General features: G+C 60.3%; 8 protein-coding genes. 7 read left to right on the top strand and 1 reads right to left on the bottom strand.

The genetic code is table 11. From position 1 onward, the window contains the following. Nucleotides 1-405: 405 nt before the first annotated feature. The 5 genes from HZB60_12770 to HZB60_12750 all read left to right on the top strand — a co-directional run bounded on the left by HZB60_12770 (nt 406) and on the right by HZB60_12750 (nt 9,241). Nucleotides 406-1,329, top strand: a complete 924-nt coding sequence (locus HZB60_12770) for a hypothetical protein (protein ID MBI5060639.1) — start codon at nt 406-408, stop codon at nt 1,327-1,329. Nucleotides 1,330-1,692: 363 nt separating this feature from the next. Continuing rightward, nucleotides 1,693-4,428: a 2-oxoglutarate dehydrogenase E1 component gene (locus HZB60_12765; GenBank protein MBI5060638.1), complete on the top strand. Its 2,736-nt coding sequence runs from the start codon at nt 1,693-1,695 to the stop codon at nt 4,426-4,428. 51 nt (nt 4,429-4,479) lie between these two features. Beyond that, nucleotides 4,480-5,718 carry a 2-oxoglutarate dehydrogenase complex dihydrolipoyllysine-residue succinyltransferase gene (gene odhB, locus HZB60_12760; protein MBI5060637.1) on the top strand — a complete coding sequence of 413 codons (1,239 nt, stop codon included), beginning with the start codon at nt 4,480-4,482 and terminating at the stop codon, nt 5,716-5,718. A 622-nt stretch (nt 5,719-6,340) separates the two neighbouring features. Further along, on the top strand, nt 6,341-7,738 hold the full coding sequence (lpdA, locus tag HZB60_12755) for a dihydrolipoyl dehydrogenase (protein MBI5060636.1): 1,398 nt from the start codon (nt 6,341-6,343) through the stop codon (nt 7,736-7,738). A 378-nt stretch (nt 7,739-8,116) separates the two neighbouring features. Then, nucleotides 8,117-9,241, top strand: a complete 1,125-nt coding sequence (locus HZB60_12750; GenBank protein MBI5060635.1) for an aminopeptidase — start codon at nt 8,117-8,119, stop codon at nt 9,239-9,241. A 91-nt stretch (nt 9,242-9,332) separates the two neighbouring features. Here HZB60_12750 and HZB60_12745 read toward each other — a convergent pair whose 3' ends face one another. Further along, nucleotides 9,333-11,279, bottom strand: a complete 1,947-nt coding sequence (locus tag HZB60_12745) for a tail fiber domain-containing protein (GenBank protein ID MBI5060634.1) — start codon at nt 11,277-11,279, stop codon at nt 9,333-9,335. A 161-nt stretch (nt 11,280-11,440) separates the two neighbouring features. Here HZB60_12745 and HZB60_12740 point away from each other — a divergent pair, with 161 nt between their 5' ends. Beyond that, nucleotides 11,441-11,794 (top strand): DUF393 domain-containing protein, encoded by a 354-nt coding sequence (locus HZB60_12740; protein MBI5060633.1) that lies wholly within the window; start codon nt 11,441-11,443, stop codon nt 11,792-11,794. Nucleotides 11,795-12,046: 252 nt separating this feature from the next. Next, nucleotides 12,047-15,961 carry a S8 family serine peptidase gene (locus tag HZB60_12735; GenBank protein ID MBI5060632.1) on the top strand — a complete coding sequence of 1,305 codons (3,915 nt, stop codon included), beginning with the start codon at nt 12,047-12,049 and terminating at the stop codon, nt 15,959-15,961. The last annotated feature ends 47 nt before the right edge of the window (nt 15,962-16,008 follow it).

Genomic DNA, 16,008 nt, shown 5'->3' with positions numbered 1-16,008 from the left:
TTTAGCTATAGGAGTCAAGTGAACTTAGGGCAATCTTTGGCAAACTGAGGTAGGCAGTTCCGCTTGCCCCTCGGTCTGGGGTCTCTGACCACACTTAATAGATAATTTTATAATAAGTTAGAGCAGGATTGTCGGGTCGGCGGCGTTCCCTTTCAAGCTCGGTCTCCGTCTTGCAGCATGCTCTCGGGCAAGGCCTGCTGCGACCCGTCTCATGTAGTGGTTTTGCCTCAGCATTGTCGCAAAAGACCACGCAAAGTCCATGAGGTCCTCCAAACAACTCGAAATTATTCCATGATGGTCTGCGTGCATGGTTAAACCTTTTGCCGACCGGGAGCCACTAATGTGTGGAAGCGTGACCAATCGACCGTTAGATCACTTCAATCCCGATAAGAGGAGAGTTACCTCATGAAAACGAATCAGATACGCTGGGCTCCAGTCCTGCTTGGCATCGCCGCGTTGGCGCTTGTCGGTTGCTCCGACAAGTCCACGGACGACGGCGACCAAAGCTCCGCGGAGACGGATGAGCAGGCGCTCATCGCCATGATGACCGAAGATGTGGAGCTGGACGATGTGGACTCCTGGGCCAGCGACGATACCGGCGGCGGGTCAACCGATGAGGTCATTTCGCCGCTTCGCTGGGCGCGGATTGGGCATCGGTCTCAGGTGGCCATCGTGGTGGAATTCAGCGGCGACACACTGGCGACGATCACCCGGACCCGGCAATGGAACGGTGTGCTTCGGTTAGTCACCGATACGACCGGCGGAGTGCCGACCGCGATCGAAAAGCCGATGTACAATACATGCGTGCGCAAGGCCCATGCGATACGCGTCGATCGGACGCGCTTCCCCCGGTTGAACTGGCGCATTACGGAGGTCACCCCGGAGACTCTGGAAAGCAGCACCCCGAATCCACACACCGTGTCTCCGATCCGGCTGCAAGTCATCGCCGCGAGCGATTCCGGGCCGGTCACGCTGCTCGACCTCACGGATCCGCTCAACACATACTTGAACCGCGAGACCGTACTGACCGTGAGTGCGGAACAAGAGCTGACAATCAAAGCTACCGCCAACCTCTCTGATCCGGCTTTCTCGGTCCTGCATCCCTTCGCTTACCGGGCGGGGCGTCTGGTTCGCCTCCCACTGCTGGATGACGGCGTGTCGCCGGACGAAGTCGCCGGAGATGGAGTCTATACGGGATCGTACCTCGCACCATCTCGACCGGGCTTATTTCATGCAGCGATTGACTTTATGGACTGGGAAACCATGTACGATTCAGAGGGACCCTATGACGCCGGCGGCTGGGCCTGCCCCTACCGCGTCATCGGCTAAGGACAGATCGCGGTTGCTCACTTCAAACAAACCGGACAGGCCAAGCGCCTGTCCGGTTTTCGCGTTTTCAGTAGAACATTAAACATCGTATTAATAAACAATTACATCAGGCGAAATCGTAGGTCGTGGAACAGAACGTCGAGTGGCGAGGTTATCGAGCCGGGAATGGCCATCCAACTCCCCGTCGGTTCATCGCCCGGACCTCGCCACAGCTCGCTCCTGGCGGTCAGCCAACTTGACTCGGGCGCTGGTTTTGGCTACATTATATATTCGTCAACTCATCCAATTTAGCGTCTAAGGTTTTGTAATCGAAAAGCTTGATCGAGTCCGTCCGTCGGATTGACCGCTTCAGGCTCACCAGTCATGTCCACGGAAACACGCAGTCATACTTACCTCGCCAACGCGGATCCCGGCGTCATTGAGGATATCTATCGTCAGTTTCTGGCGAACCCCGAGTCCATCGACCTGACTTGGCGGAAGTTTTTCGAAGGCTTCGACTTCGCGCGCTCGATGAACGGTGAGGTCGGTGGGTCCGCCGTGGCCTCGGAGAAATTCGTCAAGGAGTCGCGGGTGCTGGCGATGATCGAGGAGTATCGTGAGCGCGGGCACCTGTTCACGAAGACGAATCCGGTTCGCGAACGGCGGAAGTACGAAGACCCGCTCACGTTGGAACGGTTTGGACTCGGCGAGTCGGACTTGAACACCGTGTTTGAGGCCGGTCGCGAGGTCGGTCTGGGCCCGGCGCGGCTGCGTGACATCGTGCAACTGCTCGATGAGACGTATTGCCAGTCGGTCGCGGTTGAGTACATGTACATTCCGCACCCCAAGATGCGGGACTGGCTGCGGACGCGGATGGAATCGACGCGGAACCGGCGCAATTTTACGCGGGACGAACAATTGCAGATTCTCGACAACATCACGCGGACGGTGGTGCTCGAGAAGTTCATGCACAGCCGGTTTGTCGGTCAGAAGCGATTTTCTCTCGAAGGCGTGGACGCGTTCATTCCGGCGATGGACGCGATTGTCGAACTGGGTGCAAATCTGGGGATCGAAGAATTCGTGATCGGCATGGCCCATCGCGGACGCTTGACGATCCTGCCGAACATTCTGGGCAAGGAGCTCGATCACATCTTCGCGGAGTTCGAGGGCAAGAGTTACGCGGACAATGCCTTCGCGGGCGACGTTAAGTACCATCTTGGTCATGCGTGTGAACGCCTCACGCGCAGCGGCAAACGCGTGAAGTTGTCGGTTTGTCCCAACCCGTCGCATCTGGAGGCCGTGGACCCGATTGTCGAGGGCCTCGTTCGAGCCAAGCTGGACCATCGCTATGGCAGCGACCTGAAACGGATTGCGCCGATTGTCGTGCACGGCGACGCCTCGATCGCGGGTCAGGGCGTGATTTACGAGCTGCTTCAGATGTCCACGCTGGACGGGTACCGCACCGGCGGCACCGTGCACGTCGTGTTGAACAATCAGGTCGGTTTCACGACCAATTATCTGGACGCGCGGTCAAGTACGTATTGCACGGACGTCGCCAAAGTCACGCTGTCGCCGGTGTTTCATGTGAACGGCGATGACGTGGAAGCGGTGGTGTACACGGTTCAACTGGCGCTGGAATTCCGCCAGCAATTCAATCGTGACGTGTTCATCGACATCCTCGGTTATCGCAAGTACGGGCACAACGAAGGCGACGAACCGCGGTTCACGCAGCCGATCCTCTACAAGGCCATCGCCCGGCATCCGAACTTGCTGGAGATTTACTCGCGCAAGCTGATCGAGCGGGGCACCTTGACGGAGGTCGAGGCGCGCCGGCTGCAGAGCGATTTTCAGGATCTCTGTCAGCGCAAGTACGAACAGGCCAAACAGCAGCCCGCCGAACTGGAGCCATCCTTCACTGAGGAGGTCTGGCAGCATTACCGGCTGGCGACGGCGCCGGACTTCGTCGAATCTCCAATCACCGGCATTGAGTTAAAGACCGCGCGCAAGATCTCGGAAAAGCTCACCGACTTGCCCGCCGGAAAGGCCTTCTTTCAGAAGGTCGTGAAGATTCTCAGCGACCGGCGTCACCTGCTCGACGAACACAACAAGCTCGATTGGGCCATGGGCGAGTTATTGGCCTACGGCTCGCTCGTGAACGAAGGACGTCCGGTGCGAATCACGGGTCAGGATGTCGAGCGCGGGACATTTTCTCATCGCCACGCGATCCTGCGGATTGAAGATTCGGAAGAGGAGTATTGTCCGCTGCATCACGTCAGCGAGCAGCAGGCCTCGTTTCAAATCTACAATTCGCTGTTGTCGGAGATGGCCGTGTTGGGTTTTGAGTACGGCTTCGCGATGGCGATGCCGGAGGCCCTGACGGTCTGGGAGGCCCAGTTCGGCGATTTTGCCAACGGCGCGCAGATCATCATCGACCAATTCGTGATCGGCGGCGAGGTGAAATGGAAGCACCAGAACGGGCTGGTGATGTTGCTGCCGCACGGCGCGGAAGGGCAGGGTCCGGAGCACACGTCCGGCAGACCCGAGCGCTTTCTGCAGTTGGCCGCGGATCACAACATTCAAGTGGTAAACTGCTCGACGCCCGCCAATTTCTTTCACGCGTTGCGTCGTCAATTCGCGCGACCGTTCCGCAAGCCGCTGATCGTGCTTTCGCCGAAGAGCCTGCTGCGTCACCCGCTCTGCGTGAGTCCGCTGGAAGCCTTTGGACCGGGGACGCGCTTCCACGAGTTGATCGACGACGCGCCGGCGGATCCCAAGGCCGTGACTCGGCTGATCTTGACGTCCGGCAAGCTGTATTACCAGTTGCTCGAGCGCCGCGAGCGCGACAAACGCAAGGACGTGGCGCTGGTGCGTCTCGAGCAGTACTACCCGTTGCCGACCGAGCAGCTCGCGGCGATTTTGCAGAAATACAAGGCGGTGAAATCCACTCACTGGGTGCAGGAAGAGCCGGAAAATTTCGGCGCCTGGAGCTATCTGCGGCGCAAGCTGACCGATTATGACCTCGACGTCATCTGCCGCAAGGAATCCAGTTCGTCCGCCTCGGGATTTGTCGAACAACACGAGCGCGAGCAGGCGGAGTTGACGGACCGCGCCTTCAATTGATCCGTGCGGTGTGGCGTATTCGCGCACCTGAGTAACCGAAACAGAACACTGATGCCCTTGGATATCACGATCCCCAGCCCCGGCGAGTCCGTGACCGAAGTGACTATTTCGGCCTGGCTGAAGCGCGACGGGGACTTCGTTCGCCGGAACGAGGAGCTGTTCGAAATCGAGTCCGACAAGGCCACGCTTGGGGTCTCGGCCGAAGCGGACGGCAAGCTCCGCATCGTCATTCCGCAGGGACAGACCGTGCGAGTCGGTGCGGTCGCCGCGCAGCTGGACACCTCGGTGGTTCCCGATTCGACGGGGACCGCGCCGCCGGCGCCGGCCCCGCTGATCGCCGCGCCACCCGTGCCACCGGCAACCAAACCATCCGTCACAGCGGAGTCGTACGCGGAGGGTGTCCCGTCGCCGGCGGCGAGGAAGATTCTCGAAGAGCGCGGCCTGTCTCCCGCCGATGTGAACGGTTCGGGGCGCGGCGGCCGGGTCACGAAGGCCGACGCGCTGGATGCTCCGTCTAAACCTCTCACCGCGGCCCCGTTGGTCGCGGCGGCAACGCCCCCGGTCCCGCGGGCACAGACCCGCGCGGGTGAGCGCGGCGAACGTCGCCAACCGATGAGCAAGTTGCGGCAGACGGTCTCTGCGCGGCTCGTGGCGGCGAAGAACACGACGGCGATGCTCACGACCTTCAACGAGATCGACATGAGCAGGTGCCTGGCCGTGCGTAAGGAATACAAAGACAGGTTCAAGGAGCAGTACGGGATCGGCCTCGGCTTCATGTCGTTCTTCTCGCGCGCGGCGATTGCGGCGCTCCAGCAGTATCCTGCCGTGAACGCCTTCATCGACGGTGACGAGTTTGTCTTTCACGACTACATTGATCTGGGCATCGCGGTACAGGCGCCGAAGGGCTTAGTCGTCCCGGTCGTGCGTAACGCCGAGACTCTGAGTTTCGAGGACATCGAGCGCGAGATTGACCGGCTGGCCGCCCGCGCGCGGACGAACCAGTTGACGGTTGACGAAATGACCGGCGGCACATTTACGATTTCCAACGGCGGTGTGTTCGGCAACCTGATGTCCACGCCGATCCTGAATCCCCCGCAGAGCGGCATCCTCGGCATGCACAATATCGTTGATCGCCCCATCGCTTTGAACGGCGAAGTCGTCATCCGGCCGATGATGTACGTGGCGTTGTCCTATGATCATCGGGTGATCGACGGTCGCGAGTCCGTCGGGTTTCTCAAGCGGATCAAAGAGTTGATTGAAGATCCGATTCGGCTTCTGCTGAATATATAGCCGGTAGCGCCCACCTTGGTGGGCCAGTCCAATGATCGCTGCGAAGCCAGTATTCCCGGCGCCCCAGCATCCCGGCGGTTCAGCATCGCGGCGGCGCTTGTCTCCAAGTGCCCCATCGGAGTTCTTTTCGCGGCGGCACTTGTCTCCAAGTGCCCCATCGGGCCGAAAGCATCGCGGCAGCCCAGCATCTTGGCGGCACTTGTCTCCAAGCGCCCCATCGGGCCGAAAGCGTCCCGGCGGCCCACATCTTGGCGGCCCTTGTCTCCAAGTGCCCCATCGGAGTCCTTTTCGCGGCGGCACTTGTCTTCAAGTGCCCCTTCAGGAGCTCAGACCGAATCGCAGGCTCTCTCCGGCCCAAAGCCTCTCCTAAGTTCCTATGTTCAATAAAAACGTACAATATAATAAAATTTTCTCTTGACAACGGCGCTGCGATTCCGTATATTATGCAACTTGACCACTGATTCTCGGATCCCCGCGCCTGATGTACCCAAGCCGATCCCGCTTCCGCACTTTTGAGCCACTTTTTCGCACTCATTCCTTTGGGCTTATTCTTTACATATTCAATGTTTAGGTCCATTTCGTTTGGTCAAAAAAATAATCGAACCGACCCCGCTTTCGGCACATGACTTATGACATGACGGTAATCGGATCAGGCCCCGGCGGATACGTGGCCGCGATCCGTTGCGCGCAATTGGGTATGAAGACGGCGATCGTCGAACGTTACGCGGCACTCGGCGGCACCTGCTTGAACGTGGGTTGCATCCCGTCCAAAGCACTCTTGGACTCGACGGAGCTCTACCACAATGCGGTCGAGCATTTCAAGACGCACGGCATCGAGGCGACCGGCCTCAAGCTCAACTGGCCGCAACTGCTCGCGCGCAAGGAGAAGGTCCTGAAGGACTCTGTCGCGGGCATCGCCTATCTGATGAAGAAGCACAAGATCGACGTGTATGAGGGGCATGGCACGTTCCTGACGCCGACGTCGATCTCCGTGGCGAAGCGCGATGGTTCGGCACACGTATTGGCGACGTCCAAGACCATTATTGCGACGGGCTCGAAGCCAGTCAGCCTGCCGTTCGCGCCGCTGGACAAGAAGCGCCTGATCAGCTCCACGGAGGCGCTGTCGCTTTCGGAGATTCCGGGCGAATTGGTCATTATCGGTGCCGGCGTGATCGGTGTCGAACTGGGTTCCGTATTTGCGCGGGTCGGGACGAAGGTCCACATTGTCGAGCTGCTCGACGCAGTCATCCCGAACATGGACCGCACGATGGGCAAAGAGCTGCAGCGCTCGCTGACCAAACTGGGCGTCAAGTTCTATCTGGGTCACAAAGTGGTCAAGGCGTCGGCGGAGAAGAAGGGAGTCCGGGTCGATGTCACCGATCCCGACGGCCAGGCGCTGCAATTGAAAGCTGACTACGGTCTGGTGGCCGTGGGCCGACGTCCGTACACGGACAATTTGGGTCTGGCCGCGATTGGCGTTGTGATGGAGCGCGGATTTGTCAGGGTCAATGAGCGTCTCGAAACGAATGTCCCGGGCGTGTTCGCGATCGGTGACGTGATCGGCGGCAAGATGCTTGCGCATAAGGCCGAAGAAGAAGGCATCTTCGTTGCGGAACAGGCGGACGGTCAGAAGCCGCACCTCAACTATTCGACGATTCCCGACGTGGTTTACACCTGGCCCGAAGTGGCGAGTGTGGGCGCGACCGAGGAGGAGTTGCGGACGGCCGGTCGCGACTACAAGAGCGGCAGCTTCTCCTTCAAGGCGCTGGGCCGCGCCCGGGCTGCCAATGAAAGCGACGGCTTGATCAAGGTGCTGGCGGACAACCGCACGGACGAACTGCTCGGTGTTCACATGTTCGGCGCGCGCGCGGCCGACATGATCGCCGAGGCCGTCGTGGCGCTTGAGTTTCGTGCCAGCGCGGAGGACATTGCGCGGACATCCCATGCTCACCCCACATTCACCGAGGCAATTCGGGAAGCGTGCCTTGCAGCAACCGGGAATCGCGCGATTCACGCCTGACGCCCGGGTTGCGGACAGTGTCGAAGGCTGCGAGTTCAATTTCATCAAGGCTCGTGTCCCCGGCGAGAAATCGCGGCACATCGTAGAATTTGCTGCTCACGTGGGCGGGAGTCAGGTCGTTCCACCAGTGCCGGTTGAGTTCATGCCTTTCGATCACCGCCGGTAGCTCGGATGGGTTTGATATAGATCGACAGGGAAAGACGGGGTTCGCCTCCGGGATTTCTGGACGGCGAGGCGCTTGATCGCACAAAGCTCAGTATAACATTCGGTAAGGTAGTTTTCATCGGCCGGCCAACCCGGCGCCGTGGGCTTGAGTCACGCTGACAAAATCAGTATATTTTGGAAACGGATTCCTAACGGATTGGAAAGGTCCCTGTCATGAAAGACCCGCGTCATGTTGATTTGGCGAAAGTACTGGTTCATCATTCCCTCAAACTGAAGCCCGGCCAAAAGGTCCTCGTCGAGACGACGGACGTGGGTCCGGAATTCATCGGCACGCTGATCGACACGATATGCGCGGCGGGCGGTTTTCCGGTCCTGGAGCAGAAGATGGCGGCGACTCAGCGCGCGTTGTATCTGAACGCGACCGAAGCTCGCATGAAGTTCATCGGCGACTGCGAACTCGACCGGATGAAACGCGTGGATGCTTACATTGCGGTGCGCGGCGTCACGAACGCCAAGGAAATGACGGATGTTCCCGGCGAGCAGATGTCGCTCTATGAAACGCACTGGATGTATCCGGTTCACATGCTGGAGCGCATGAAGAAGCGCTGGGTGGTGCTGCGCTTCCCGTCGGGTCCATTGGCGCAACTCGCCCGCATGTCCACCGCAGCGTTTGAGGATTTCTACTACCGGGTTTGCGTCGGCGTGGATTGGGCGCAGGCGGATCGCGCGGTACAGCCGGCGGCGGCGTTCATGCGGAAGACGGATCGCGTGCACATTAAGGGCCCGGCGGACACCGATCTGAAGTTTTCGATCAAGAATATCGGAGTGACTCCGTGCTGCGGAGTCATGAACATTCCCGATCTTGAGCTGTTCACGGCTCCCGTGCGCGATTCGGTTGAGGGGGTTATTCATTATAATTGTCCGTCCACCTATCGCGGCTTCACGTTTGAGAACATCCGCCTGCGGTTCGAGCGGGGTAAGATCGTCGAGGCCACCGCCAACGATACGAAGCGCATCAACGAGGTCTTCAACACCGACGAGGGCGCGCGGTATGTCGGCGAGTTTTCGCTGGGCTTTCATCCGCACATCATGGATCCGATGGATGACATTCTGTTTGACGAAAAGATCAACGGATCGATGCATTTCACGCCGGGCAAGGCCTACGAGGCGGAGGCGGATAACGGCAATCGTTCGGCGATCCATTGGGATTTGGTGATGATACAGCGACCCGATTACGGCGGCGGCGAAATCTACTTCGACGACGTGCTGATCCGCAAGGACGGGCGCTTCGTCCACGAGGCGTTTCTGGGCATGAATCCGGAGAATTTGTCGCGGTAGTTGCGTTGACGGCAGCGGCCGGTTGCCGGAACTGCAAGGGGCAGGTCGATGTGACCTGCCCCGTTGCATATCGTGAATTTGCGATTCTGGCCTATCGGACGTTCGAGCTCAGCTTCATGGTTTGCTCACGGTCGCGGGCGGCTTTCAGCTCGCGGACGTCATCCGCAAGTAATTTGACTTGCGTTCGCAGCTCTTCGTTTTGTTTGATCAGTTCTTGAATCGCGGCCAACGCGATGCCGGCGGGATCATGCGTGGAGATTCCCAGCGAATCATCACCGACCTGGAAGAGCCGCCAGAAATCCTGCGCCATCGGTCCGATGTGCTCGATGGACGGATCTTGTGTCTTGTAGCTCCAGCGTTTGATGGGCAGCTCTTTCACGCGCTCCAACATGTCACGCGAGTCCACCAGCCGGATGTTCCGCTTCTTGGTCGAATCGGAAAGCGAACTCCAGGTACTTCCGCCGGCGGCCACCTGCAGTCCGTTGGTCGTGCCGGGACCGGTATGAAAGCGAAAGCCGCTGGTGGCACGGACGGTGAATGTATTTGCGCCGTTGGAGTTCAGCGTCTCGGTGGTATCGCACCAGACGAAGGCCCCGTCATCGTCGGCAATCGCGAGCTTCCCCGCCGCCAGCGAGTATCTGCCGCTCGCCGTGTTGCCGAATCCGCCGGGCACCGTCGCGTAGTTGTCGTTGGCGACATTCGAGTATCCGCCGCTGATAGTCGCGCCCCGACCTGACGCGGAGTTTCCGCTGCCGCCGCCCACGGCGGAAGACAGCCCGTTTGCGTTGTTCGAAATGCCGCCGCCGACCGTGGCGAATTCGCCCGCGGAGCTGATGCCGTTGTCATATCCGCCCGTAATCACGCCGCAGTCACCCGCATTCAGATTGGAATATCCACCGCCGACAAACGACGTATCTCCCGTGGCCGAGTTGTCGGACCCCCCGCAGATGGTTGCCAGGGTGTCCTGGGCCAGATTGGTGTAACCGCCGTGTACGCCGGTATAGAGCGACGAGGCGCCATTGCGGCGACCACCGCTGACTACGCTATAGCCGCCGGACGCATGATTGGAATCCACCGCGGCGGCGCCGCCGCCACCACCGACGGTGGCGCTCACTCCGCTGGCCTGATTGTAGAATCCGCCGGCAATCGTGGAGTTTGTTCCGCGCGCGCTGTTTCCGCGTCCTCCGCCGACGATGGATTCAATTCCGGTCGCGGAATTTCTGATCCCACCGTTGACAACGGAGTAGTTGCCGTTGGCGGCATTCGAGTCCGCCGCGGATGCGCCGCCGCCGCCGCCGACCGTGGAATACAGTCCGCGCGCTCGATTGTTGGCCCCCATGACCATGGCAAGCGTGCCCGGATTCAAATTGCTCGCGGCGCCGGAGTTGAAGCGGCCGGATACGGAGAGATCACTGGTGATGGTGCCCCCGGTTAGGCCGTCAACCGACGTGATCGGCGCACCGCCGCCACAGTTTTCAGCGACGTCAACGGACTGCCAGCAGCTCTGTCCTGCCGGGAGGAAGACTCCTTCGGTAAGCGCGGCATTGGAGTAGATGAAAGTCGTGTCGTTATCGCCGGGCGACACGGTCAGTCGATCATTGGCCGTGGTCGAGCCGTTGATCACGAGATTGCCCGTAATGGCTCCGCCCAGCGCGCCGTTCACGCTATTCACGCGAAACGCATACCCATTGCTGACGATTCGTTGGCGGGGAGTCGCTTCGAGATTCGCGCCGAGTTGGACGCCGAGATACAGGTCCGGTGAAGCGAATGCCGAGTCCGGCAGCGGATTGCCGGATCCCAACAGCGTGTGAAACAGTCCGGAGGTCACTGCTACCGCCGGCTGGGTCTCACTCCAAAGCGCGGCGCCACCGACCGCACTGTCGTATAGCGCAAAGGTCATGGACACGGTGGTGTCCAGTACGGAACCCGCAGTGTCTGTGACGGACCCTTGGTAGTTCAGCAGGGCGGGCACAGCACCGTACGCCGACAGCGACGCGATCGCGAGCAAGAGCAGGACAGAATGCTGGATTCGGCTCATCATATACTCCTGGAATTAGTCAACGTAATCATGCAGACCCGAGCTGTCCGTAGTGAGCGGGCGTAGTCAACCCACCGTTCACAATTTACCGACTCTGCAAGCGAAATGCAATCGAAGTGCAGGTCGCTTGCATTCCTGCCGTGTGTCAGTTAGATTCAGCCATGAACCGAGCGATATTCGTTTATGACGGGGCGTGCGCCTTCTGCATTCGCTGGGCGATACGTTGGCAGCGCTGGACGCGAGGCCGAGTGGACTTCGTGCCTTACCAGACCGCCGATGTCCTTGCGCTTGGGGTCGAAGCGGCAGAGTGCGCGCGCGAAGCGAAGCTCCGGTTGCCGACCGGTGAGCTATTGGGCGGCGCTGAAGCGGTGCTCGGCATGGTCGCCTGTCGCGGGGGGGTTCACGTTCATTGGATTCGGGTGTATCGCCGCTACCGGATTGCCGCGAGAATTGCAGATCGCGTCTATCGTTTCGTTGCCGCACAACGTAGGCTACTGTATCGCTGGACGCCGTAGTGCGGCGCACGACGTAAGTGCCTGTTGATGGTCCGCCACGCCTCTCCGCGACAATCCTGACCCACGCATGCCGTCTAAGTAAACGGTAAACATGGGTATGCGAGGCGGAGAGAGTTTCTGGCGAATCCGGCGTCCGCGTTGCAAGCGCGCCTCTTGAGTGCTAAATTCATGTTTACGCAATAATGCGGCTGTTCACGACCGCCTGCAAGCGGCTGTGGCGACAACGCACCGAACCACGGGAAGGATAAGTAAATGAAGTTTTCGCATCGGGAGTTTTTGTGGGTTTGGTTGGGCCTCGGAGTGCTCTACACGGTGGGATTGGCCGCCGAGTTCTCGCCGACGCTTGACAAAGAACTCAAGACCGCGGGTAAGAATGACTGGGTGAGCGCAGTGGTCATTCTGGAAAGCCCGATCGACATTCGGACGCTCGACAGCCGGCTGCATGATCAGCGCGCCCCACTGGCGCAACGTAACCGGGAGGTCCTCGCCGCGCTGAAGTATAACGCGGAATTGACTCAGCCGCCGTTCCAAGCCGAACTTGACGAGGCGAAGGGCAACGGCTTGGTGGTCGGGTACACGTCGTACTGGATTGAGAACTTGCTGGTCATCGAGGGCACGGCCGCTTACATCGAGTCTCTGCGGTCGCGCGGTGATATTCGTTACGTTTGTGAGAATTTCCGGCCCGAATTGATCGAGCCGATTCGGACACCGCTGAAGCCCGGCGAGTCGGTCCGGCCGCCGCGCAACCCGCTTGACACCATGACGCTGCCTCCGGGCATTATCGCCGTCGGCGCCTACCGCGTGAATACGGAACTGGGCATCACGGGCAACGGCGTGCTGGTCGCCAATCTCGATACGGGAGTGGATGGCAACCACGCGGCATTGGCCTCGCGCTGGCGTGGCTTATTCGCTCCGGCGGCGGAATGTTGGCGCGATGCGCTGGGCGGCGGCACGAGTTTTCCATCGGATGGCTACGGCCACGGCACGCACGTGATGGGCACCATGGCGGGGCGGGCAATTGTCGGCAGCGACACGCAATGGGTCGGTTGTGCTCCGGCGGCGCGCTGGATCGCGGACAACGCGATCAATCAAGGCGTGGGCGGCGGTTTTGACAACGACATCATCGATGCGTTTCAGTGGTTCGCGAATCCGGACGGCAATATCAACACCGTTGACGACGTGCCGGATGTGATTCAGAATTCCTGGGGTGTGAACACCGGTCTCGGATATGTGCAGTGCTTTGATTACTGGAATACCGTGATCTTGAACTGCGAGGCGGCGGGTCCGGTGGTGACGTGGAGCGCGGGTAACGAGAGCACGAGCGGCCTGCGCAGCCCGGCGATCTATTCCATCAATGACTATCAGATATTCTCGGTGGCCGCGGTGGATGCGGGAGATGCGACTCCGCCGTATCCGCTCGCGAGCTTTTCCAGCCAGGGTCCGACGCCGTGCACACCCGCGGTGCCAGATAATATCAAGCCGGAAATTGCGGCTCCGGGCGTTAACGTCTATTCGTCGGTGCCGGGCGGCGGTTATGACGGCACGTACAGCGGCACGTCGATGGCCGGTCCGCATGTTGCGGGCGTCGTTGCGCTGATGCGCGAGGCCTGTCCGGATTGCGATCACCAGACGATCAAGCAGGCCATCATGAGCACCGCGCTCGATCAGGGCGCGGTGGGCCAGGACAATCAGTACGGCTACGGTTTCATCGACGGCTATTTGGCCGTGCTGTCGGTCTCCAATCTTGGCCGCATCGCCGGAGTCGTCGTGGACGGTTCGAGTGCTCCGCTTTCGGGCGTGAAGGTCAAGAATGCGGCGGGCACGCAGGAGGCCACGACGGATGCGAGCGGGCAATATTATCTGCCGCTTCAGGCCGGAACCTATGCGATCGAATACTCGAAGTTCGGCTACCTCGCGCAGACGATTCCGGGTCTCACGGTGGTCACGGGTGACACGACGATCCAGAATATCACTTTGTTGACCGCACCTTCCGGGAACGTGTCGGGCACGGTAACGTCGTGTTTCGGCGGACCGGCGATCGGCGCAACGGTCGAAGTGCTGGGCACGCCGGTCACGCCCGCGACAACTAACGGTTCCGGCTTCTACTCGATCACGCTGCCGCAGGGCACGTACGATATGCGCGCTTCCGGTGGCGGCTGCGGGCAGGTCACGGTGACCGGAGTGGTCGTAGGAGCGAGCGCGAATCAGGACTTCACGTTGCCGACCGATCCCCGCTACAGTTGCAGTGAGCTCGATGCCGACCAATATTCGGCCTGCGAGGTTGGCGATGGCGGCGGTCCGGTTTACACGTGGTATGAGATCGCGCCGCTGGCAGGCGGGCCGGGCACGGCCTCCAGTCTGACGACGGACGATCAGTCGGCGAATTTCGCGTTGCCGATCACGTTCCGTTTTCACGGGACGAACTACTCGAGTGTGAACATCTGCACGAACGGGTTCGCGTCCTTCACTTCGACGGCGACGGCGTACATCAACGAGGGTCTCCCGTCGGCGAGTATCGGCGCGGCCCTCTGCCCGCTCTGGGATGATCTACTCCCCAGCGGCAGCACGCAGATCGCGACCTACTATCATGCCGGGGAGAGTGCGTTCATTATTGAGTGGTACAACATCGGCCATTACAGCGGCGGCGGAGTCGAGACTTTCCAAATCTGGCTCTTTGACGTTGGGCTGGGCGGCGGACCCGGCGGCAACAGCCGGGTCCTGATGCAGTACAGTGCCGTGGGCAATAGTGCGAGTGCCACAGTCGGTCAGGCCGGACTCTCAGTCGGAACGCAGTATCAGTTTGATGCGACACTCGACGCGAGTTCACAGGGCCTGGCGAACAACTGGTCGATTGCGTACGGGCAGTCGTGCGCCGGAGCGGCGGAGATCGACGGCTTGCCGCTGAGTGTGAGTGCGCTGGCGCCGCTGGGCGGCGGAGACACGGTGACCGTACAGGTCTGCAATCTGGGCACGTGTCCCCTCAGCTACTCGCTATCGTTTACGCAGACAACTCCGCTTTCGATTCCGGGATATGGTTACCTTCCGACGCTGAGTGCTCCGGCACCGGCAGAGCTGGAACCGCTCAGTAAGACCGATCCGGAACCGCGCGGTCGCGATCAGTTGGACAACACGGGCAGCGACGCGTTCGGCTACGTTTGGCTGGACACGGCGGAACCGGGTGGTCCGGCGTTCAATTGGTTCAACATTTCCGGCGTCGGCACGAACGCGAACATGGCCTACGACGACCGCTGTGTCCGGTTTGCCCTGCCCTTCAACTTCCTGTTCTACGGTGCGAGTTACGATTCGGTGTACATCTGCTCGAACGGCAACCTGCAGTTCACCGGACCGGATACGGCTTACGGCAATCGGACGATTCCGACGGCGGCGACTCCGAATTCCTTCATTGCGCCGTTCTGGGATGACATGGACCTCGAAACGCGCGGCGCCATCTACTACTATGATGATGCGGCGAACGGCCGGTTCATCGTGCAGTGGGACTCGGTGTATAAGTGGAGCGGGACCGGCCCGTTCTGGTTCCAGGTGATTGTCGAGCCGTGCGGGGATATCACGATCATGCACGAGCGCATGAACGGACTGCTCAACTCGGCCACGGTCGGCATCGAGAATCAGACCGGCACGGTGGGATCGCTCGTCGTGTACAACGGCACGTACATTACGAACAACAACGCGATCAAGTTCACGTATCCGGATACGCCGTGGCTGGCAAGCATCAGTCCGGCCTCCGGAACGGTATCGCCGTCCGCCTGTCAGACCGTGGAGCTGCATTTTTCGGCGATCTGCCTGCCGACCGGAGTGTACCAGGGCACGCTGACCGTTGGCAACAACGACGCTGACGAGAATCCGACGGTGATCCCGGTTCAGTTCACGGTCGGTCAACTTGATCCGCCGCAGCAGCTGACCTTGTTCTATCTGCCCGGAGCGAATCAGCTCCGCTTCAACTGGGTTGGCAGCGGCGCGCCGCAGTACAAGGTGCTGTCATCGACTTCGCCGGACGGGCCCTTTGACACCGTCATCGGAACGACGACCGGAACTCAGTTGGACGTTCCCTTTGCGGGAACTCAGCGATTGTTCTACGTGGTGGTGGCGACCGATGGTGCGGGCGCTTCTTCCCGTCCGAGTCTTCCGGCGGGCGGAACCATCCGGTAGCATCGCGTGGGCGCGGTGCATGCCGCGAACAGTCATGACGCGGGGCG

This window comes from candidate division KSB1 bacterium (assembly GCA_016214895.1).
In the GTDB taxonomy this organism is placed as follows: Bacteria; Electryoneota; RPQS01; order RPQS01; family RPQS01; genus JACRMR01.
Note: the sequence above shows the minus strand (reverse complement) of the source record. Positions and strands in the feature narration are given on the sequence as shown.

Coding starts and splice junctions, on each gene's coding strand:
- HZB60_12770 (MBI5060639.1), top strand. CDS start 406: ATGAAAACGAATCAGATACGCTGGGCTCCAGTCCTGCTTGGCATCGCC.
- HZB60_12765 (MBI5060638.1), top strand. CDS start 1,693: ATGTCCACGGAAACACGCAGTCATACTTACCTCGCCAACGCGGATCCC.
- odhB (MBI5060637.1), top strand. CDS start 4,480: ATGCCCTTGGATATCACGATCCCCAGCCCCGGCGAGTCCGTGACCGAA.
- lpdA (MBI5060636.1), top strand. CDS start 6,341: ATGACTTATGACATGACGGTAATCGGATCAGGCCCCGGCGGATACGTG.
- HZB60_12750 (MBI5060635.1), top strand. CDS start 8,117: ATGAAAGACCCGCGTCATGTTGATTTGGCGAAAGTACTGGTTCATCAT.
- HZB60_12745 (MBI5060634.1), bottom strand. CDS start 11,279: ATGAGCCGAATCCAGCATTCTGTCCTGCTCTTGCTCGCGATCGCGTCG.
- HZB60_12740 (MBI5060633.1), top strand. CDS start 11,441: ATGAACCGAGCGATATTCGTTTATGACGGGGCGTGCGCCTTCTGCATT.
- HZB60_12735 (MBI5060632.1), top strand. CDS start 12,047: ATGAAGTTTTCGCATCGGGAGTTTTTGTGGGTTTGGTTGGGCCTCGGA.